The 19,293-nt window shown below is 69.1% G+C and carries 19 protein-coding genes; 10 read left to right on the top strand and 9 right to left on the bottom strand.

Annotated elements, in window-relative coordinates:
* Nucleotides 1–7: 7 nt before the first annotated feature.
* The 3 genes from ACZ6BB_RS09415 to ACZ6BB_RS09405 form a co-directional block, all read right to left on the bottom strand.
* The gene (locus ACZ6BB_RS09415) at nucleotides 8–433 is read right to left on the bottom strand and encodes a PPOX class F420-dependent oxidoreductase (protein ID WP_471614675.1); all 426 of its coding nucleotides are present in this window, start codon (nucleotides 431–433) and stop codon (nucleotides 8–10) included.
* 76 nt (nucleotides 434–509) lie between these two features.
* On the bottom strand, nucleotides 510–902 hold the full coding sequence (locus tag ACZ6BB_RS09410; protein WP_471614674.1) for a nuclear transport factor 2 family protein: 393 nt from the start codon (nucleotides 900–902) through the stop codon (nucleotides 510–512).
* Nucleotides 903–1,056: 154 nt separating this feature from the next.
* Nucleotides 1,057–1,437, bottom strand: coding sequence for a VOC family protein (locus tag ACZ6BB_RS09405; protein WP_471614673.1), 381 nt, complete (start codon nucleotides 1,435–1,437; stop codon nucleotides 1,057–1,059).
* Nucleotides 1,438–1,707: 270 nt separating this feature from the next.
* Here ACZ6BB_RS09405 and ACZ6BB_RS09400 point away from each other — a divergent pair, with 270 nt between their 5' ends.
* Nucleotides 1,708–2,589, top strand: a complete 882-nt coding sequence (locus ACZ6BB_RS09400) for a radical SAM protein (RefSeq protein WP_471614672.1) — start codon at nucleotides 1,708–1,710, stop codon at nucleotides 2,587–2,589.
* A 55-nt stretch (nucleotides 2,590–2,644) separates the two neighbouring features.
* On the opposite strand, the gene ACZ6BB_RS09395 is transcribed toward ACZ6BB_RS09400, so the two are convergent.
* Nucleotides 2,645–3,211 carry a hypothetical protein gene (locus ACZ6BB_RS09395; RefSeq protein ID WP_471614671.1) on the bottom strand — a complete coding sequence of 189 codons (567 nt, stop codon included), beginning with the start codon at nucleotides 3,209–3,211 and terminating at the stop codon, nucleotides 2,645–2,647.
* 443 nt (nucleotides 3,212–3,654) lie between these two features.
* On the opposite strand from ACZ6BB_RS09395, the gene ACZ6BB_RS09390 reads away from it, so the two are divergent.
* From ACZ6BB_RS09390 to ACZ6BB_RS09365, 6 genes are all read left to right on the top strand, one after another.
* On the top strand, nucleotides 3,655–4,968 hold the full coding sequence (locus ACZ6BB_RS09390; RefSeq protein ID WP_471614670.1) for an ABC transporter substrate-binding protein: 1,314 nt from the start codon (nucleotides 3,655–3,657) through the stop codon (nucleotides 4,966–4,968).
* Between the two features lie 102 nt (nucleotides 4,969–5,070).
* Complete coding sequence (locus tag ACZ6BB_RS09385) at nucleotides 5,071–7,098, top strand: branched-chain amino acid ABC transporter permease (protein ID WP_471614669.1); 2,028 nt, start codon at nucleotides 5,071–5,073, stop codon at nucleotides 7,096–7,098.
* The gene (locus tag ACZ6BB_RS09380) at nucleotides 7,095–7,910 is read left to right on the top strand and encodes an ABC transporter ATP-binding protein (RefSeq protein ID WP_471614668.1); all 816 of its coding nucleotides are present in this window, start codon (nucleotides 7,095–7,097) and stop codon (nucleotides 7,908–7,910) included. Before ACZ6BB_RS09385 ends, ACZ6BB_RS09380 begins: the two co-directional genes overlap by 4 nt.
* Entirely contained in the window at nucleotides 7,907–8,620 is a 714-nt protein-coding gene (locus tag ACZ6BB_RS09375; protein WP_471614667.1) for an ABC transporter ATP-binding protein, read from the top strand. Before ACZ6BB_RS09380 ends, ACZ6BB_RS09375 begins: the two co-directional genes overlap by 4 nt.
* 124 nt (nucleotides 8,621–8,744) lie before the next feature.
* Nucleotides 8,745–9,599: an alpha/beta hydrolase gene (locus ACZ6BB_RS09370; protein WP_471614666.1), complete on the top strand. Its 855-nt coding sequence runs from the start codon at nucleotides 8,745–8,747 to the stop codon at nucleotides 9,597–9,599.
* Nucleotides 9,600–9,853: 254 nt separating this feature from the next.
* Nucleotides 9,854–10,069, top strand: coding sequence for a hypothetical protein (locus tag ACZ6BB_RS09365; RefSeq protein WP_471614665.1), 216 nt, complete (start codon nucleotides 9,854–9,856; stop codon nucleotides 10,067–10,069).
* Between the two features lie 62 nt (nucleotides 10,070–10,131).
* Here ACZ6BB_RS09365 and ACZ6BB_RS09360 read toward each other — a convergent pair whose 3' ends face one another.
* Nucleotides 10,132–10,989 (bottom strand): effector-associated domain EAD1-containing protein, encoded by an 858-nt coding sequence (locus tag ACZ6BB_RS09360; RefSeq protein ID WP_471614664.1) that lies wholly within the window; start codon nucleotides 10,987–10,989, stop codon nucleotides 10,132–10,134.
* Between the two features lie 597 nt (nucleotides 10,990–11,586).
* On the opposite strand from ACZ6BB_RS09360, the gene ACZ6BB_RS09355 reads away from it, so the two are divergent.
* The 3 genes from ACZ6BB_RS09355 to ACZ6BB_RS09345 all read left to right on the top strand — a co-directional run bounded on the left by ACZ6BB_RS09355 (nucleotide 11,587) and on the right by ACZ6BB_RS09345 (nucleotide 14,735).
* Nucleotides 11,587–12,936, top strand: coding sequence for a S8 family serine peptidase (locus ACZ6BB_RS09355; RefSeq protein WP_471614663.1), 1,350 nt, complete (start codon nucleotides 11,587–11,589; stop codon nucleotides 12,934–12,936).
* Nucleotides 12,937–12,959: 23 nt separating this feature from the next.
* Nucleotides 12,960–13,241, top strand: coding sequence for a hypothetical protein (locus ACZ6BB_RS09350; RefSeq protein WP_471614662.1), 282 nt, complete (start codon nucleotides 12,960–12,962; stop codon nucleotides 13,239–13,241).
* Nucleotides 13,242–13,895: 654 nt separating this feature from the next.
* Nucleotides 13,896–14,735 (top strand): transposase family protein, encoded by an 840-nt coding sequence (locus ACZ6BB_RS09345; protein ID WP_471614661.1) that lies wholly within the window; start codon nucleotides 13,896–13,898, stop codon nucleotides 14,733–14,735.
* 453 nt (nucleotides 14,736–15,188) lie between these two features.
* On the opposite strand, the gene ACZ6BB_RS09340 is transcribed toward ACZ6BB_RS09345, so the two are convergent.
* The 4 genes from ACZ6BB_RS09340 to ACZ6BB_RS09325 all read right to left on the bottom strand — a co-directional run bounded on the left by ACZ6BB_RS09340 (nucleotide 15,189) and on the right by ACZ6BB_RS09325 (nucleotide 19,252).
* The gene (locus ACZ6BB_RS09340; protein ID WP_471614660.1) at nucleotides 15,189–16,616 is read right to left on the bottom strand and encodes an aspartate ammonia-lyase; all 1,428 of its coding nucleotides are present in this window, start codon (nucleotides 16,614–16,616) and stop codon (nucleotides 15,189–15,191) included.
* 171 nt (nucleotides 16,617–16,787) lie between these two features.
* Nucleotides 16,788–17,681: an amino acid ABC transporter permease gene (locus ACZ6BB_RS09335; protein WP_471614659.1), complete on the bottom strand. Its 894-nt coding sequence runs from the start codon at nucleotides 17,679–17,681 to the stop codon at nucleotides 16,788–16,790.
* Nucleotides 17,678–18,346: an amino acid ABC transporter permease gene (locus ACZ6BB_RS09330; RefSeq protein ID WP_471614658.1), complete on the bottom strand. Its 669-nt coding sequence runs from the start codon at nucleotides 18,344–18,346 to the stop codon at nucleotides 17,678–17,680. Before ACZ6BB_RS09330 ends, ACZ6BB_RS09335 begins: the two co-directional genes overlap by 4 nt.
* A 75-nt stretch (nucleotides 18,347–18,421) precedes the next feature.
* Nucleotides 18,422–19,252, bottom strand: coding sequence for a glutamate ABC transporter substrate-binding protein (locus tag ACZ6BB_RS09325; RefSeq protein ID WP_471614657.1), 831 nt, complete (start codon nucleotides 19,250–19,252; stop codon nucleotides 18,422–18,424).
* Nucleotides 19,253–19,293: the final 41 nt, after the last annotated feature.

Below are 19,293 nucleotides of genomic sequence, written 5' to 3'. Positions count from 1 at the left end.
CCACGGTTCAGTCGGCGATACCGGCGAAGGCGATGACTTTGTCGATGCGGCCCCGGACGAGGAGGTTGCCGGGGCCGCCGTTGCGTGCGGCGTACTCCTCGGTGCGGTCTTCGCCCATGTACCGGGCACCCAGCAGACCGCCCCAGCGCAGCATGCCGTCCGGGTCCTCGGCGATCGTCGCGCGGCCCTGGAGGAGGACGAACGCGTACGGCGGCCGGTCCTCGTCCACACAGAGGGCGAACCGTCCGTCGCGGACGAGGTTGCGGCCCTTGACCCCGTACTTCTCGGTGGTGAGCACGATGTCGTCGCCGTCGAGGAGGAACCAGACCGGTGTCACATGAGGGATGCCGTCGGCACGGCTGGTCGACAGTTTGCCGGTGCGGGTGCCGTCCGTGACGAACGCCCGCCACTGCTGCTCCGTCATCTTCCGCATGCGGGTGCCTTTCGTGTGCGTACGGATCGACTCATGGGTGCGCCCGGCGCCGAGTCGGCCCCGGGCACCACGGGCCCTAGCCCCAGAAGGCGTCTTCGGCGGCCGGGTCGGCGGAGAAGAGCCACATCTCGGCGATCTTGCCGTTCTCGATACGCAGGAGGTCGACGCCGTCCATGCTCATCGACGCGTCGTCGCGACGGCCGGTGAAGTGGATGGTGGCGGTGACCAGGTCCCCGTTGCCCATGAGGGCGTGGATCCCGTCGATGGCGAAGGTGCCCTGGCTGGCCTCCATCATGCTGCCGAGCATCTGGAAGACGGCGCCCTGGCCCTTGTGCTCGCCGGAGAACTGGTTGGCTCCGGGCTGGTGCCAGACGATGCCGGCGTCGAGGAGTTCGCCGAGAGCGGCCATGTCCCCGGTCCGGACGGCCTGGAAGTAGGCGCGGGCGATGTCGATGTTCGACCTGGTCATGCCGGTTTCTCCTTGGGTTCTTGCTGCGGGGGCGGTGGTGTCGGGCGAGGTCGAGGCGGTCGGCGGGGCCGGTTCGGGCGTACGCGGCCTCGATCCCGTTCGTGCTGCGGGACAGGCCGTCCGGCGGGTGTCGTGCGGCTGCCCGCGCGGCCGGTCAGGGGGCGGGCACCGAGAAGACGCCGAAGTGGTTGCCGGCCGTGTCCTGCAGCCGGGCGAAGGTGAAGCCCGCGGAGTCGGAGACCGGTTCCATGAGCACCTCGGCGCCCAGTTCGCCGGCGCGCTCGACCGTCGCGGTGACGTCCTGGACGAGGACGTAGAAGATCGCGTAGCCGGGAAACCCGCCCTCGGACTCCCACACGCCGCCCGTCGGCTGCTGGGCACCGGGCGGCATCACCGAGTGGTAGGTGACGCCCGGGGTGTCGGTGTTGAGGACGTAGCTCCAGTCGAAGAGCTCGCCGTAGAACTCCCTGACCTTCTCCGGCTGGTCGGTGCCGAACTCGAACCAGGCGACCGAGTTGAGGGCGGGAAGGGTCATGACGCTCACTCCTTGACAATCCCATAGGGGACAAACGTGACTCTCCGGGGCGCGCCCGATCCGGGAGCGATCGCCGCGCTCCGCCACGAGGGCTCACGGAAACCCACTCGCCGGGGCCGGAGACCAAGGCCCGGATCAGCCGCTCGCCCAGCAAACCATTTAGATTCCATGGAATCAACTTCTGAGGATTATTGTTCCTCGTGATGCAGGTTGGGTGTCCAGCCGCCTCGCGCCGGGCGCGGGTGGCCGACAGCAGAGAGGAAGCCCGACATGGAACCGGTCGAGATCGAGGCGAAGACCCTGATCCAGAAGTCGAGGACACCGTCGAACGACTATGTGATCAACCCCTGCACCGGCTGCGTTCTGGGCTGCGCGTACTGCTTCGCGTCCTTCGCGGGACGGCAGTTCGGCCGGTCGGCCAAGGAGTGGGGCGACTACCTGTACGTGAAGAAGAACGCCGTCGAACTCGCCCGCGAAGAGTTGGCCCGGATGCCCGAGCACAAGCACCACGGCACGATGCTGCTCAGCTCCGTCACCGACCCCTACCAGGGCAACGAGAGGAGGTACCGGCTCACCCGCGGCATCCTGCGCGAGCTCGACGCCGTCGCCTACCCGGTCCTGGTCCGCATCCTGACCAAGTCACCGGTCGTCACCCGCGACATCGACCTGCTCACCAGCCTGCCCCGGGCGGAGGCCGGCATGACCGTGACCACCGCGGACGACAAGGTCAGCCGCCGGCTGGAGGTCCGCGCCCCGCTCGCCTCCCGCCGCCTGCGCACGCTCACGGAACTACGCGACGCCGGCATCCCCACCTTCGCCTTCGCCGGCCCGCTCCTGCCCCACTTCGCCGCCCGGCCCGAACTGCTGGACCACCTCTTCGGGCAGCTCGTGGAGGCCGGCATCACCGAGGTGTTCATGGAACACATCAACCTCAAGCGGTACATCCGCGAGCGCATGGACCAGGTCCTCGCCGACGAATCCGACGAGGTGCGCGTGTCGTACGTACAGGCCCGCACCAAGGCACACCGCGAACAGCTCGACGCGATCGTGGCCGGCCTGCCGGCCGAGCACGGGCTGCGGCTGCGCTTCGACGAGGTCGTCCATCACGACGACAACGACGCCCCGCGGCAGAGGCTGACCGGCTCGGCGTGAGAGCGCACAGGCCCTGCTGCGCGAGCAGCGCCGGCGCATGGCCCCGTGAACCCGCCTACGCCGGTTCGGTGAACTGGTCGAACACCATCACGGCGGCCCGGGTGACGAGGAACCAGCCGTCCTCTCCTTCCGGGTCCTCCAGGTTGGGGTGGCCGGCGATCCAGCGCATGTGGAAGCCGTCGAGCAGGGCGGCGATGGTGGTGGCGAGGTGTTCGACCTTGTAGGGCGCTCGCATGCGTAGGCCGTACGCGTCCAGCAGCGCCTGGTACGCCTCGCAGGCGACCTCGGTGAACGACTCGCCGTAGTGCCCCAGGGCGTCGCGGACGCGCGGGTTGGCGGCGCTGGCGTAGAAGCCGAGCAGCACGCGGTAGATCGGGTCCACGCGGTGGTTCTCGTGGTTGTCCGCCAGGACGTCGTTGAGAGCCTCCTGCCAGGTCGTGCCGCTGTCGACCGCCTCCTTGAAACGGCGGATGCTCTCCGACAGGCCCGGGACCAGTTCGGCCTGTCGGCTGGTGAGGTGGAAGAGGAGATCTGCCTGGAAGTCGGCCTGCGCGGGCCAGATCTGATAGATGGATCCGGTCGTGATCGCCGGTGCCGTGTCGTCGCCCAGCCTCTCCCGCATGATGCGAGTGGCTTCCTCAGTGACCCGCTTGACGCGGATATGAGCAAGGGCTGCGGAGACAGCCGCTTCACTCGTGTCGGAGGTGCCGGCGCAGACGAGTTCGGTGGCCGCCTCCAGCATGAGAGCCCGGGTCTCTTCGGGTGTGCGCCGAGGGAGCCTGCGTCTCACGGCATCCGCCGTCATGTCCTTCCCCTCCCATTGCATGATCGTTAATTCGGTGTGAACCGGGGCGTTGACAGGGCGCCAGCGTACACCTAGATTCCCGATCCGTAAGAAAGTTACGAAACTTGAAAGCGCCGATCACCTGGCCTTTCGAAGTACCTCGGGCTGGACCCAAGCACCGGTCATCCCTGTGCGCCCTCCTGCCCTCCTCCGCCTTCCGCGCTCTCCCCGCATGCCGTGCCGGCTACGCCCTGCCGTTTTCCGATCCTGGAGGATCCCGCATGCCCGCAACCTCACGTCCCCTGAGACTCGGCCTCGTCTCCGCCGCCATGGCGCCCCTGCTGGGCATCGCCGCATGCGGCGGATCGGGCACCGACGCACCCTCGTCGTCCGGCGCCTTGGGGGGTGGCTCCTCCGCGAGTGCGGACTCCCGCTCGGCGAGTGACGTCGTGACCGACTACCTCGACTACGTCGGCGGAAAGGCGGGCAAGGCCGACGCCGGCCTCGACCCGGTCACCCTGGGCTGGGTGAACGTCGAGGGCGGCCCCGGCGGCAACCCCGAGGCCACCCTGGGTGCCCGTGCCGCCGTGAAGTACGTCAACGACAGGCTGGGCGGTATCGGCGGGCACCCGCTGAAGCTGAACGTCTGCACGGTGGTGTCCGCCGAGGAGGAGGGGCAGAAGTGCGGCCAGCAACTCCTCGGCGACAAGGACGTCTCCGCCATCGGCGCGGGCAACCTCTACCTCGGAGACGCCTCCTTCAACTCCGTGATCGCGGGCAAGAAGCCCGTGCTGGTCGGAGTGGCGACGGGCCCGACCATGCCCACCGCGAAGAACACCTTCAGCACCTTCGGCGACCTGCCGCACATCTTCGGCACCTGGGGCACCTACGCCCGTGACGTGCTGAAGGCGAAGACCGCGGCGGTGATCCACACGAACACGCCCGGCGACAAGATCGCCTCCGGGGCGGCGGTGAAGGGCCTGGAAGCCGCCGGTCTGAAGGTGAAGTCCGTCGGATTCGACGCACAGTCCACCGATCTGATCGGCCCGGTCACCGCGGCCGGGGCGAACACCGCGGATGTCGTGGTGCCCATCTCCGTCGGTGGCGGTTGCGTCGGGATCGCCAAGGCGCTGAAGCAGCTCAACGTCACCAAGCCGGTGGTCTCCACGCCGCTGTGCATGTCCCCCGATGTCGCCCAGGGCCTCGGCGGGGACCTGCCCACCTGGACGTACGGCGTCGCCCAGACGCTGCCGATGGACTCCACGGCCGCCGACTCCAAGGCGTTCCTGAAGACCTCGGCGCAGGCGGGTCTTGGCAAGGACGACCAGTCCAAGGTCTTCGCGCCGCTGGGCTGGAGCACGGTCCTGACGTACGCGAAGGTGCTCAACGCCATCGGCCCGGACAAGATCACCCCCGCGTCGGTGACCGAGCGGCTCAAGAAGTTCCCCGGGCCGGTCGTCATGGGCGCCGCCGAGGTCAAGTGCGGCAAGTACCCGGACGCCCCCGCCGTCTGCAACGACCAGGCGAGGTTCTACCAGTACGAGGGCAAGGGCCAGTTCAAGCCGCTGACCGACTGGATCCGCCCGCCCCGGTGAGCCCCCGCCCGCCCCGCCGCCTCTGAGGCCGCACGCCCTCGCAGGACGCGGCCTCGGCAGCGCGGACCCGCGGATTCGCGGGCTCATGACAGGAGTCATGCATTGGAACAGATACTGCTCTTCGCCCTGCTCGGCCTCGGCCAGGGGGCACTGATCGCCGGCATCGCGCTCGGCGTGGTGGTCACCTACCGGGGCTCGGGCATCATCAACCTGTCCACCGGCGCCGTCGCCATGGCCTCGGCCTATGCCTTCTGGGCGCTGACCACAGGTTTCTTCGGATTCACGCTGCCCAGGGGAGCCGCTCTCGCCGGAGCCCTCGCGGTCGCGCTCGCCGTCGGAGTGCTGACCGAGGTGGCGGTCTTCAAGCCGCTGCGCACCGTCTCGCCCCTGGCGAAACTCGCGGCCTCCCTCGGCATCCTGCTCACCCTGCAGGCCACCGTGCTCCTGGTCTTCGGCGTGCAGCCGCAGCAGGCACCGAGCATCCTTCCGGCCGGCACCGTCACCGTGCTGGGCGTCACCACCCCCTCCGACCGCTTCGTCCTGGCCGGACTGGTCGTCGTGATCGCCCTGCTCCTGGGGGCCCTGTACCGGTGGAGCCGCTTCGGCCTGGCCACCCGCGCGGCCTCCGAGAACGAACAGGCGGCTCTCCTGGCGGGCCTGTCGCCCAACAGTGTCTCGATGGCCAACACCCTCCTGGCCGCCCTGGTCGCCGGGCTGCTCGGTGTCCTGGCCGCGCCCATCGTGCAGGTCGACTCCATGACGCTCCCCCTGCAGGTGGTCCCGGCCCTGGCCGCCGCCCTCTTCGCCGGGTTCACCTCGCTGTGGATCGCCTGCACCACGGGCATCCTCATCGGCGTGCTCCAGTCGATCGTGTACTACCTGTCCACGCAGAGCTGGTTCCCGACCGACAACGGCAACGCCATGCCCGGCCTCCAGCAGCTCCTCGTCTTCGCCCTGATGGTCGTCGCCCTGTACGTGCGCGGCGCAGGTCTGCCGCGCCGCGGTGAACTCGTCGAACAGCGGCTGCCCGCGGTGCCCCTGCCCGAGCGGCTGCTGCGTCCCGCCCTGATCGCCGCCTCGGTCGCCGCCGCCGCACTGATCGTGCTCCCGTTCGACTTCCGCCAGGCACTCACCAACTCGATGATCGGCATGGTCATCGTCCTGTCCTACGTCGTCATCACCGGCTACGTGGGACAGATCTCCGTGATGCAGCTCGCGCTCTCCGGAACCGCGGGCTTCGTCCTCTCCCACCTCTCCGTCCGGTTGGGGATCCCGTTCCCGTTCTCCGCACTCGGCGCGATGCTGCTGGCCACCCTGCTCGGAGTGGCCGCGGGCGTCTCCGCCCTGCGAGTGCGGGGGGTGAGCCTGGCCGTCGTCACCCTGGCCGCGGCCCTGGCCATGGAACAGGCGCTGTTCGGCAACACCTCGTTCGGCGGAACGGCCGGAGTGTCCGTACCCCCGCCGCGCCTGTTCGGCATCGACCTCGGTCCGAAAGCGGACTTCCGCGGCCTGGACGGCAACGAACCCAGCCCCATGTTCGGCTTCCTCGTCCTGGCCGTCACCGTCGCCCTCGGACTGTACGTCGCCCATCTCCGGCGCACCGGACTCGGCCGGCGGATGCTCGCCGTCCGCTCCAACGAGCGCGCCGCCGCGGCGGCCGGTGTCGACGTGCGGGCCGTGAAGATCGCCGCGTTCGCGATCAGTTCCTTCATCGCCGGCGCTGCCGGCACCCTCTACGGCTACAACTTCGGCTCGGTCAGCGCCGCCCGGTTCACCGCGCTGGCCGCCCTCGGCCTGATCGGCTTCGCCTACATCGGCGGCATCACCATGGTGTCCGGAGCCGTGATCGCGGGGCTGATGTCGACCGAGGCGCTGCTGCCCCACGCGCTGGACAAGTGGTTCGGGATCAAGGGGACCTGGGCCCTGCTCTTCGGCGGCGTCTCCCTGATCGTGACGCTGATCGCCAACCCGGACGGCATCGCCGGCGCCGCCTACCGCCGGAGGACGGTGAAGCGGGCCAGACGCGCGGCGGCCACGACGGGACCGCCGGCCGACAGCGCATCCGCCGTCGGCTCCCCACAGATCCACCTCGGCCGTACCGCTGCCGACGCCAAGGAGGTCGCACCGTGAACGTGCTCTCGGTCCAGCAGCTGGGCGTCAGCTACGGCGGCGTCCACGCCCTCAGCGATGTCTCCCTGGAGGTCGGCGAGGGCCAACTCGTGGGACTCATCGGCCCCAACGGAGCCGGCAAGACCACCTTCGTCGACGCCGTCACCGGCCTCGTCGCCGCCCGGGGAAAGGTCGAACTGGACGGCAAGGACCTGACCGGACGGCCGCCCCACACACGAGCCCGTCGAGGACTCGCCCGCACCTTCCAGAGCAGCGAACTCTTCGAGGACCTCACGGTCGCCGAGAACCTGCAGGTCACGGCGGACCCCTCGACATGGTGGACCGCGCTCGGCGAGACCTTCGGCCGCCGGCCGTCCCCGAACCCCGCTGTTCCGGAGGCGCTCGCGGCCCTGGGTCTCGAGGACCTGGCCGACGCCTCGGCGCACGAACTGTCCCAGGGCAGACGCAAACTCGTCGGTGTGGCACGGGCCCTGGCGGCCCGGCCCCGCGTCATCTGTCTCGACGAACCCGCGGCCGGCCTGGACACGACGGAGAGCGCCGAACTCGGACGCCGACTGCGCGCGGTCGCCGACGCCGGCACCGCGCTGCTCCTCATCGACCACGACATGAGCCTCGTGATGGGCGTCTGCGACCACGTCGTCGTCCTGGAGTTCGGCAAGGTGATCGCCTCCGGGACACCGGCACAGGTCCGAACCGACCCCGCCGTCGTCACCGCCTACCTCGGGGCGTCCACCGCCCAGCCCGCCGCCGCGGCCGGCACGTCGACCGTCGGATCCGCCACGTCCCTCACCAGCACCCCGGAGACACCATGAGCACCCCAGTCCTGGAGGTGGCCGGCCTCACCGCCGGATATGACGGAGCCGCCGTCGTCCGCGGGATCGACCTCGAAGTGGGCGCGGGAGAGGTCGTCGCCCTCCTCGGGGCCAACGGAGCGGGGAAGACCACCACGCTCAAGGCCGTCTCCGCCCTGCTGCGCCCCCTCGCCGGCACGATCACGTTCCACGGAACGGACCTCGGCAGGATCCCGGCGGCGACCCGCGCCCGCCTCGGCATCGCCCACGTTCCGGAAGGGCGAGGCATCTTCTCCGGCCTCACGGTGGCGGAGCACCTGCGCCTCGGTCACCGGGGCGAGCGCCTCGACCAGGCGGCCGCCCACCGTTACTTCCCCGCCCTGTCCCGGCTCCAGGACCGCAAGGCAGGACTGCTCTCCGGCGGCGAGCAGCAGATGCTCGCCATGGGACGGGCCCTGGCCCGCGGCCCCAAGCTGCTGCTGCTCGACGAGCTCAGCCTCGGCCTGGCACCCATCATCGTCGAGGAGTTGCTGCCCATCGTCAGGCGCTATGCCGACGACACTGGCTGCGGGGTGCTGCTCGTCGAACAGCACGTCGGCCTCGCCCTCGACATCGCCGACCGCGGCTACGTCCTCTCCCACGGCGAGATCACCGCGCACGCCACGGCCCGGGAACTCCGGGCCGACCACTCCCGCATCATCGCCGGCTACCTCGGCGAGCAGCCCGCCTGACCCGGCCGGGCGGCCACCACCGCCGGCATCACAACCACCGTGAGCCTGGACCGCTCGGGCCGGCCACCCCCTCCCACGCGGCCGGACGCTCAGAGCTGCCCGCTTACCCAGGACAAGGAGTCCGATGTTCACCTTCGACAGCGAGGACGGCGTCCAGATCCACGTGCGCGAATGGATGCCGGACACCCCAGCGCGAGCCGTCGTCCAGATCGCCCACGGCATGGGAGAGCACGCCGGCCGCTATGCCCCGCTGGCGTCGGCACTGACCGCCCAGGGCTACGCCGTCTACGCCAACGATCACCGCGGACACGGGCTGAGCAGGCACGCCGAGCCCGGTCATCTCGGGGACGACGGCTGGAACCGACTCGTCGGCGACATGGTCACCCTCTCGGAGACCATCCGTGGGCAGCACCCCGGCCTGCCCCTGGTGCTGCTCGGACACAGCCTCGGTTCCTTCGCCTCGCAGCAGTACGTCCTGGACCACTCCCACCTGATCGACGCCCTCGTCCTCGCCGGTACCACCGCGGTCGACGTCATGCTCGCGTCGCAGGCCCGGGAGGCCGCGGAGGGAGGAGACCCGCTGCTCGCGCTCAACCGGGCGTTCCAGCCCGGCCGCACGCCGTTCGACTGGCTCAGCCGGGACGAGGCGGCCGTCGACGCCTACCTCGCCGACCCCCTGTGCGGCTTCAGCCTCGACGCCCAGGGCATGGCCGACATCACCGTCGCCTCGGCGTCGCTCGCCCAGCCCAAGGGCGTCCCGGCGGATCTGCCCGTCTGCGTCCTGGTCGGCGACCACGACCCGCTGAACGCCGACCTCTCCCTCAGCAACCTGCTGGTCGAGCGCTACGGCGAGGCCGGCGTCGTCGACCTGACCTACCTCATCTATCCCGCGGCCCGCCACGAACTGTTCCACGAGACCAACAGGCAGGAGATCGTCAGCGACCTGCTGGCCTGGCTGCACCGCGTCCTCGCCCGCTGACCCGGCGCTGGAGACAGCGCCCCGAGACCGCGGACGACCATGGAGACCCGTGCATCGTGAAACGCGCAGGTGAGGTGGGCTGGTGTGCGGGCGAGTTGCCGTGCTCGTGCCGGTCGGCGGCGGGTGTCCATGGTGAAGATCGTCTGCCCCGTCGGCTGAGGCGGTTCTTGGGTTCCGCTGCGCTCGTCTCGGGAGCGCTCCTACGGATCCGTGACCGGGGTGGTACGCGGTGAGATCGCGGGAGGGTGCAGGGTATGGGAGACCTGGAGCGGATCACCGCTCGCCGGAGCGAACTGGACGTGTTCGACGAGGAGTTGGCCAAGCAGCTGCAGGAGGTCCAGGCGGAGCGGGAGGAACCGCTGGTCGCCGAGCAGGTCCTGAACCGGCTGGCCGAGCAGGACCGGGCCGAAGCGGAAAGCGCCGTGGCCGTCTCCCCGGCGCCCGCCCGGGTAGCGGGAAGGTCACCGTAGCAACTTGGCTACTAGCGTCCCATTCTTCGGCGCAGCCAGCGCCGCGGGACGGGATGTGGTTGCTACCTCTTCCACACGATGCCGTGGAAGACGAAGAAGCCGCTGCCTCCTGATGGCGCAGGCAGCGTGATGACGCGGAGCATCGCGTAGCGGCCTTCGGTACTCCGGCCACAGAGCTGGTCGCCCACGCGCAGGGTGCTGAAGTCGATCCGTGTCGCCCAGGATGTGACGCGGGCGCAGCGTGCCGGAGTCGCGTCTGGTGACCTCTCGATCTTCGCCAGAGCGGCGGAGTCCACGGCATCCAGATGACCGGGCCTCATCCACAGGTCACCGTTCGGGGCGCTGGCAGAGTTGTCGAGCTCCTGGCGCCAGTAGTCCATCTCTACGGACTGATAGCCCGGCTCGGAAGCGTGGAGCTTCACGTCGCGCTCCTCGTTGACGATTCCCGGCGAGTCGGAAGTCCCGTCCTCGCCCGGCGTCGCACTGCTGCCGGACTTCGCGTCCGTGACGGTTCCGCCAGCGTCGATCAGACCGAACAGCCCCGTCACCACGGCGGCAATAACTACGGCCAGCCCTCCGATCACGGCCCCCGCGATGGCGACCTGGTTCGACGTCAGAGACAAGCCTGGCCCCGGCGGGGGCTGTGGGTCGGGCGGGGGATTCTGGCCGGAACCCGAATAGGAGCCAATCGGACGTGCCGGGTACCGGGCCTCGTCCTCTGCAAGAATCCTGTCCCTGCCGTCGGTCATGACACCGGACTCGATCTCCTGGTTGATCTCATACCAGAACGAGCTGGCATCCGTAAATTCGGGGACACGTTCCTTCGGGTATCCGGCCCGCCCGAGTAGTAGCCGGGCTTTACGGGACTCGTGGTAGCGCTCCGCGAGCGCCTGCAGTTCCCCGTCGGTGAATCCTGCCAACACCCCTCCTCAGGTTCCCGGCAGTCATCGTCGGCGTGCCGCCCTCGCGGAGGCGCGGGCCATCACTGCAAGCGATCACGCTCCGTCCGGATGGCAACACTCAGCTTAGCGAGGCCCTCAGATACAAGGGCACAACTAGCGACAATTAGGCAAAGCAAGCTCTCGCGAACGAAACCGGTCAGAGCCCTCTTCAGGCTTCCGGGCCCCTCGCGGTCACCCCGTGACCCAGGCCGTCAGACGTCGTCTCCGAGGAGGTAGTGGCAGCCTTGTCGGCGCAGGGTCAGGGCTGCGGCATCGCGGGGTTCGCGAGCGGGAAGGTGACGGCAACAGCGGAGGTTGCTGAATCGATCACCACAGCCGCATCTCCTGCCATGAAGCGTCGACTCTCCATCGCATATGCCACAGGTATGTCGCCTGTTTGGCGGTGCCGTAACGGTCTGCCTTCTGTCACCGTGAGGCTCGTTCCCCAGGGGAGCCGATCCACGGTGACCGTCCCACCTCGGTCACCGGTGTTCCCATCCCCTCTGCAAACGCCGCCCTAGCGTCAGTGATCCGCGACCCAGTGGGGCTGACTACTGCACCGTTCAGGAGCCAACTATGCGCGTCATGATTCAGATGCGGCCCGAGCCCGATGTCCTCCGGGCCGTCATCGACCCTCACGAAACCACCCCCGCCGCCACTACCGTCGCCGGGGACGTCCCCGGCGTCGCGCTGGATCCCAACTTCGTTCCAGTACCGATGCCCCAGCCGCAGCCGGCGACGCCGGGCGGCGACCCGCTGTCCCTGGAACAGCCACTCACCTTTTCCATGGCTCCCGAGAATGCCAGCGTCCTGGTGCGCGGTGAGATCCAGGACTACGACGTCGCCAGCCGCTACGCGATGCTCGCCACTGCCCGTCCCGACATCGTCGGCATCTCCTCCGACCCCGTCATCGAGACCATGCCGACGTGCGGTGGGGACGCCCCCGTAGGCGACTGGCACGACGTACAGCGAAAGCTGACCCACAGCCTGGAGACGGAGGGTCTGGACGGTGCCGGCGTCTCCGTCGCCGTCCTGGACACCGGCATCAACGTCCAGCACCTCTCCCAGGTCATCGGCCACGAGGTGACCGTCGACGCGGAGCGGAGCTGGAAGCCTGCCGGGGTCGTGGGAAACTTCGGCCAGTTCGAGGTGGACCACGGCACCATGTGCGCCTTCGACGCCCGGATCACCGCACCGAAGGCAACGCTCCTCGACATCCCCATCCTGCTGTCGCGGCGCCCCGGAGCAACCGTGATGGAGGGCTTCCTCTCCGACGCGATCGCGGCCTTCTCGCACCTGCGGTTCATGCTTGAGGACATGCCCGAAGAGCGCCGCTCGCTGGTCGTCAGCAACAGTTGGGGCTCGTTCAGCCCCGGCTGGGACTTCCCTCCCGGCCACCCCGGAAACTACTCGGACAACCCGGCGCACCCTTTCAACCTGGCCGTCACTGCTCTGGAGCAGGCAGGTGCGGACATCTTGTTCGCCGCGGGCAACTGCGGTCGCGAGTGCCCCGACGGCCGCTGCCAGTTCACGTCCCGTCCCATCAACGGGGCGAACTCTCACCCCCGGGTCCTGTCCATCGGCGGCGTCAATGTCGACGGTATCCGCGTCGGCTACTCCTCCCAGGGCCCAGGACGGCTCAGTCGCCGCAAGCCGGACGTTTGCACCTTTACGCACTTCGCAGGGTCGAAGGCGTTCGGTGAGCACAGCCCCGACTCCGGCACGTCGGCGTCCTGTCCCGTCGCCGCCGGTGTCGTGGCCGCAGTGCGCTCACAGCTTCCCGTGAACAAGCTTTCGCCGATGGAAATGCGCACCCTGCTGCGTCGCACCGCCAACGATATCGGCATGGCCGGCTTCGACTTCGACCATGGGTACGGCACGATTGACACGGCCCGTCTCGTTGACGTGATCCGCAAGCGCCGGTAGCCCGGGCTTCCACAGGGAGAGCTATGGCTGAACAGGGCCCTTTCGTTCTCGTCACCGTCACGCTCCCACGTGGAGCGAGGCTCCAGGACGCCATACGGACGTACGGACTGGCGCCCGCGGAGGTCGACGAGTCCTACGGCCTCGTGCTCGTGGATCCCGAACAAGGCACTCATGTCTTGATGGTCACCGAGGACACCGCCGCCCGGATCACCGGTGCGGCGGGGGCGCGGGGGCCGTTCGCCAACCCGAAGATCGAACCCTACGGCCCACCACAACCTGGCTCCTCGGACGACCACGAAAAGTGACGCCTTCGTCGTGGGGCCGGCACGGCCCAGGCCCCACGACGAAGGCACACCGCGGTCGCGGCGGCGGTCGCCATCGACCTGCTGATGACGGTGGTCAACTGGTTGCCGGCACACTGGTGGGTACTCGGCCCTGGCACTCGTCGTGCCTGCGCCACAGGCTTCCGTAACTGGACGCACTGCAACATGCCTCACAGGCGGCCTGCGTCTACCCAACCACCCCACGCTCAATCAGGCCGGAGCGCACGCCCATCGGCTCCTTGAGTGACTGCCGTCCCACCGACGCAGCCCTCGCATGGAAGCCCCACGGCAGATCCCCGTGACCAACTTCCTCGTCGTTGCCTGCGGCCTCCTGCGCCCCGCGCACCGAGAGGGACGGACAGCTCAAGGACGACTGGCGGACCGCCGCTACGCGACGCTCCTACGATCCGTGACCGGGGTGGTACGCGGTGAGATCGCGGGAGGGTGCAGGGTATGGGAGACCTGGAGCGGATCACCGCTCGCCGGAGCGAACTGGACGGCGAAGATGACCAAGCTCGCCGATCGTGGCTGGTTGCACAAACGACCCGACGGACGGTTCACCGCACGCCGGTAGCCACACCGGGGCGGGGAGTCAGGGCGTAACTGGCGGGCCCCCGAGGACAGTTGACGTGTTTTGTGAAGGGCAACACCAGCCCCGTCGAGGGCCCTGGCGGCCTTGTCTACACCGCCCGCCTGCCGCTGTCGAGCGCCACCCTGAACTACCTCGCCACGCTGATACGCGGCCACTTGAAGAAGATCGGTTCGCGGTGGCGGGCCCTGCCCGCGGGGAAGAACGCCGGCATCGTGCTGGCGGTGCTGCGCTGTGACCAGCGGCCCGGCGACCTCGCCGGCGGCAACGGAGTGCACCGCACCACCGTCACCCGGTGGGTGCGGGAGGCCGTCAGCCTGCTCGCCGCCCGCGCCCCGCGCCTGGACCGCGCACTCAAGAAGATCGCCCGAACGGGTGGCGGGGTGGTTCTGCTCGACGGCACCCTGATACGCACCCGGCGGCCCACCGGCACGGCGAACCGGAAGAACTGCTCCGGCAAGCACAAATGCCATGGCCTGCTGGTGATCGCGCTCACCGACGACCGGGCCCGCCTGCTGGGGGTCTCCGCGGCCCGCCCCGGACGATCCTCGGAGATCACCGTCTGCCGCCACGACCAGCTCACCGCGAAACTGCGGGCGGCCGGGCTCGGTGCCATCGCCGACCTGGGATTCGTCGGCCTCGACGACAGTGATCCCGGCGCCGACCCGACGGTGATCACCGGCTACAAGGCCTCCCGCAACCGGCCCCTGACCCGAGGGCAGAAACTGTCCAACAAGGCACCGGCCGCCGTCCGGGCGCCGGTCGAGCACGGCTTCGCCCATCTCAAGAACTGGCGGGTCCTCGGCAAGGTCCGCACCCACCCGAAGTGGGCGACCGCCCTGGTCAGGGCCCTGATGGTCCTGAAGAACCGCGAAGTCTCCCGATGACCGACGATCTTCACCGAAGTCATCCACCCGCGACCGGCACGAGCATCGAGAAACCCGCGCACACCAGACCCGTGACCTGCAACTTCACAATGCACACTGCTCATGGGGCGGGCGGCTACCAGGCAGCCGCCTCATGCGGGTTGACCGCCCGGGGCCGCGACCCCGTCGAAGCACCCGCCGTCGGGATCGCCGACGCAGGCCCCAGGCCCAGTTGCCGCACTGCTCGACTCCGGCGGGCCGGAAACGCAGGTCAGGCTTGGGCACCAGAACCGGGAGTTCTGGTCACAGGGGAGATGTCTGGTGCCGGCTCGCGACTGCCGTGAACCGACTCCCCCGGGGCGCCGCGGCCGACGCGGACGAGCGCCAGGTGGACGACCGAGGTGACCACCATGCTGGATGGCCGCGCACCCTCGGACCCCTTGCCGCGTGGCGGGCCCCGTGGAGGGCGGCAGGTCAGTCCGACGCGCGTGCGTACGCCTCCCGGTCATTGCTTCTGGCGAGCGTCTCGGGGCGCAGAGCGCGCCGGAGTTCGTCGGCCGTGAGCAGTTCCCTTGCCAGGACCACGTCGGCCACGGGCAGGCTTCTGTCCAGTGCCTCCTGTGCGGCGGCACTGGCCTGCGCGTAGCCGATGACGGGGGTGAGGGCGGTGACGATCCCGATGGTGTTGTGCACGACCGCGCTCAGGTGCTCGCGGTTGGCGGTGATGCCGTTCACGCAGCGGTCGGCCAGCGTCAGGCATCCGGCCTCCAGCTGTCCCAGGCTTTCGAACAGGCAGTGGGCGATGACCGGTTCGAAGGCGTTGAGCTGGAGCTGGCCCGCTTCGGCGGCCATGGTGATGGTGATGTCGTTGCCGATGGCCTTGAAGGCGATCTGGTTGACGACCTCGGGGATCACCGGGTTGACCTTGCCGGGCATGATGCTGGAGCCGGCCTGTACGGCGGGGAGGTTGATCTCGCCGAGGCCCGCCCGCGGCCCGGAGGACAGCAGGCGCAGGTCGTTGCAGGTCTTGGAGAGCTTGACGGCGATGCGCTTGAGCACCCCGGAGAGCTGGACGAACGCTCCGGCGTCCTGGGTGGCCTCCACCAGGTCGGCGGCGGTGGACAGGGGCACACCGGTGATGGTGCTGAGGTGTGCGCAGGCCAGTGCCGCGTAGCGGGGGTGGGCGTTGAGGCCGGTACCGATGGCCGTACCTCCGAGGTTGATCTCCCGGACGAGGGCGGTCGCCTCGGCCAGGCGCTGTTCGTCCTCGGCCAGCATCACCGCGTACGCGCCGAACTCCTGGCCGAGGGTCATGGGTACCGCGTCCTGGAGTTGCGTGCGGCCGGTCTTGACGACGTCGGCGAACTCGTCGGCCTTGGCCCGGAAGGCTTGCCGCAGGGTGGCCATGGCCTGTTGGAGACGGTGAGTACCTGCCTGCAGGGCCACCTTGACCGCCGTCGGGTACGCGTCGTTGGTGCTCTGCCCGGCGTTCACGTCGTCGAGGGGGTGCAGGTGGTGGTAGTCGCCGCGGTGGTGACCGAGAATTTCCAGGGCCCTGTTGGCTATGACCTCGTTCGCGTTCATGTTGGTGGAGGTGCCCGCGCCGCCCTGGATGACGTCCACGACGAACTGGTCGTGGAGCTTGCCGGAGCGGATCTCCTCGCAGGCGGCGACGATGGCCTCGGCCTTGTCGGCGTCCAGGAGCCCCAGGTCGCGGTTGGCCAGCGCCGCGGCCTGCTTGACGGCCGCCAGCCCGTTGACCAGGTCGCCGTGGGTGGAGATACGGATCCCGGTGATGGGGAAGTTGTTCACCGCCCGGAGGGTGTGGACGCCGAAGTAGGCGTAGCGGGGCACCGGAAGGTCGCCGAGGAGGTCGTGTTCGTAGCGGAACTGCTCGTCCATGAAGGTTCGTACTCCTGATCTGGGCGGATCACCGCTGGCCCTGCCGCCGGCTTCGGGACAGGCCGGCTTCGGGACATGCCTGCGGCGCGGTGGCTGAGTCGGGACCCCCGTCCCCGTGGTCCGGTGGACTGCGGTGGGCCCCGGGGCCGGGGTTCCGTGCCCGCGCCGGTGTCAGAGCTGTTTGGCGAGCGGGCTGTCCACGGCAGCGGGGGACGGCGGTGCGGCCGTGCCCTTGCCGGGCTCGCGCGTCACCTTTCTGCCCTTGCTGACCCGGCGCCGCAGCCAGTGCGCCAACGCGTCGAGCGCCGTGTTGATCGCGATGAATATCGCCGCGACGAGCAGGGCGGCCGGGATCACGTTGGAGAAGTTGGCGGCGATGCCGTTCAGGCCACGGTCGACGAGTTCGTCGTAGCCGACGATGAATCCCAGGGCGGAGTCCTTCAGCAGGACGACGAACTGGCTGACGATGGCCGGCATCATGGCCACGATCGCCTGCGGCATCAGGACGAGCAGCATCGTCTGGCCCTTGCTCATGCCGAGCGCCCGTGCGGCCTCCGCCTGTCCCTTGGGAAGGCTGTTCACTCCCGCCCGGAGCGTCTCCGCGATGACCGACCCGTTGTAGAGGGTGAGGCCGAGGACCACGGCCGCGAACGGGGACATGGTCGTCCCGGTGATCGCGAAGGAGCCGAAGAACGCGCAGAAGATGAGCAGCAGGAGGGGAACGGCCCGGAAGAACTCGACGACCGCTGCGGCGGGCACACGGATCCAGGCGTGTTCGGACATCCGCGCTGTCGCGAAGACGAGCCCGAAGGCGCCCGCGAGCACGATCCCCAGCCCTGCGGCCTTGAGCGTGCCTTCCAGGCCCGGCAGGATGAACGTCGTCCAGACGTCGGCGCGCAGCAGGGGCTGCCACTTCTCCGCCGCCCACTGGCCACGTTCGTCGAACCGCGCGTACACCACGTATCCGAGCCAGCCGAAGACGGCGGTGATCACCGCCGCCAGCATCCGGTTGCGGATGGTTCCCCGGCGGCCGGGGACCTCGTACAGGTTCGAGTAACCGCTCATCGGGCCACCGCCAGGCGACGTGAGAGCCAGCCGAACAGCAGGCCGGTCGGCAGGCACAGCACCACGAAGCCCGCCGCGAAGCCGATGAAGATCTGGATCACTTGGTCGCCGTAGATCTCGATCATCTCCCGCATCCGGACGGAGGCTTCCGCCACCCCTGCCACGAGGGCGACGGTGGTGTTCTTGGTCAGCGCGATCAGAATGCTTCCGAGCGGCGGGATCACCGCCCGGAACGCCTGGGGCAGAACGACGGAGCCCAGGGTCCGACCGAACCCGAGCCCCACCGCCCGGGCCGCCTCCGCCTGCCCGACGGGGACGGTGTTGATGCCGGACCGCAGGGCCTCGCACACGAACGCCGACGTGTACGCGGTCAGGCCGAGGACGGCGAGCCAGTAGTTGTTGACGCTGATCCGTGCGGAGAACTCCACACCGAGATTGGCGCCCACGCCCAGGCTGGTGAAGAGCAGGACCAGGGTGAGCGGGGTGTTGCGGGCCACCGTCACGTAGACCTGGGAGGCGGTGCGCAGCACCGGGAGGGGCGAGACGCGCATCCCGGTCAGTACGGTGCCCAGCACGAGTGAGCCGAGCGCGCTGACGGCGGTGAGCCGCAGGGTCATCCAGAACGCGGCGAGGATCGTTGCTCGCTCGGTGAACAGTGCGTCCATCAGTACCTTCAATCGGGGCGGGGCCGGGCGGTGGGGTGAACCCGCTGCCCGGCGGCCCGCGGTTCGGCGTCGTCGTCAGTACCGCTCAAGGTTCGGGACGGTGAATCCGGAGGCGGAGAGGTTGGCCTTCAGCGCGACCTTCCAGGAGCCGTCGGACACCATCTTGGCCAGTGCGTCGTTGACCGCCTCCCGGCCCTTCTTGTCGTCCTTCTTCAGCCCGATGCCGTAGTTCTCCTCGCTGAAGGGCGAGTCGAGCACCTTCAACTTGCCGGGATGCTGGGCCGCGTACCCGTAGAGGATGGAGTTGTCGGTGGTGACCGCGTCCAACTGGCCGCTGAGCACCCGGTCCACGCATGCGGAGTAGGTCCGTTCCTCCTGCAGCTGGACGTCCTTGGCGTACTTGTCCTTGATCAGTTGCGCGGAGGTCGAGCCCGCGACCGAACACAGCTTCTTGCCGTTGAGCGACTGCGGACCGGTGATGTCCTTGTCGTCCTCGCGGACCAGCAGGTCCTGGCCTGCGACCAGGTAGGGCCCGGCGAAGGAGACCTTCTGCTTGCGGGCGTCGTTGATGGAGTAGGTGGCGACGACCATGTCGACCTGGCCCTGCTGGAGGAACGCCTCCCTGTTGGCCGACACGGCCTCCTTGAAGGTGATGTCCTTCTCGTCGACTCCGAGCTCCTTGGCGACGTACTTGGCGACGTCGATGTCGAAGCCGGTGAAGCTCCCGTCCGGGGTGCGCAGGCCGAGCCCCGGCTGATCGGCCTTCACCCCGATGACGAGCTTCTTGTCCTTCGCGGCCCGGTCGACGACGGACGATCCGGTGTCGTCGCCGCCGTTTCCGCAGGCGCCGACGCTCAGGGCGACGATCACGGAGGTGAGGGCGACGCTGATCAGTCTCTTGGACATGCTGAATCCTTCGTGCAGGCGGGAAGAGGGTCTGTCCGGAT

It is taken from the genome of Streptomyces sp. NPDC041108 (genome assembly GCF_055592645.1).
Note: the sequence above shows the minus strand (reverse complement) of the source record. Positions and strands in the feature narration are given on the sequence as shown.

Coding starts and splice junctions, on each gene's coding strand:
- ACZ6BB_RS09415 (WP_471614675.1), bottom strand. CDS start 433: ATGCGGAAGATGACGGAGCAGCAGTGGCGGGCGTTCGTCACGGACGGC.
- ACZ6BB_RS09410 (WP_471614674.1), bottom strand. CDS start 902: ATGACCAGGTCGAACATCGACATCGCCCGCGCCTACTTCCAGGCCGTC.
- ACZ6BB_RS09405 (WP_471614673.1), bottom strand. CDS start 1,437: ATGACCCTTCCCGCCCTCAACTCGGTCGCCTGGTTCGAGTTCGGCACC.
- ACZ6BB_RS09400 (WP_471614672.1), top strand. CDS start 1,708: ATGGAACCGGTCGAGATCGAGGCGAAGACCCTGATCCAGAAGTCGAGG.
- ACZ6BB_RS09395 (WP_471614671.1), bottom strand. CDS start 3,211: ATGCGGGAGAGGCTGGGCGACGACACGGCACCGGCGATCACGACCGGA.
- ACZ6BB_RS09390 (WP_471614670.1), top strand. CDS start 3,655: ATGCCCGCAACCTCACGTCCCCTGAGACTCGGCCTCGTCTCCGCCGCC.
- ACZ6BB_RS09375 (WP_471614667.1), top strand. CDS start 7,907: ATGAGCACCCCAGTCCTGGAGGTGGCCGGCCTCACCGCCGGATATGAC.
- ACZ6BB_RS09370 (WP_471614666.1), top strand. CDS start 8,745: ATGTTCACCTTCGACAGCGAGGACGGCGTCCAGATCCACGTGCGCGAA.
- ACZ6BB_RS09365 (WP_471614665.1), top strand. CDS start 9,854: ATGGGAGACCTGGAGCGGATCACCGCTCGCCGGAGCGAACTGGACGTG.
- ACZ6BB_RS09355 (WP_471614663.1), top strand. CDS start 11,587: ATGCGCGTCATGATTCAGATGCGGCCCGAGCCCGATGTCCTCCGGGCC.
- ACZ6BB_RS09350 (WP_471614662.1), top strand. CDS start 12,960: ATGGCTGAACAGGGCCCTTTCGTTCTCGTCACCGTCACGCTCCCACGT.
- ACZ6BB_RS09340 (WP_471614660.1), bottom strand. CDS start 16,616: ATGGACGAGCAGTTCCGCTACGAACACGACCTCCTCGGCGACCTTCCG.
- ACZ6BB_RS09335 (WP_471614659.1), bottom strand. CDS start 17,681: ATGAGCGGTTACTCGAACCTGTACGAGGTCCCCGGCCGCCGGGGAACC.
- ACZ6BB_RS09330 (WP_471614658.1), bottom strand. CDS start 18,346: ATGGACGCACTGTTCACCGAGCGAGCAACGATCCTCGCCGCGTTCTGG.
- ACZ6BB_RS09325 (WP_471614657.1), bottom strand. CDS start 19,252: ATGTCCAAGAGACTGATCAGCGTCGCCCTCACCTCCGTGATCGTCGCC.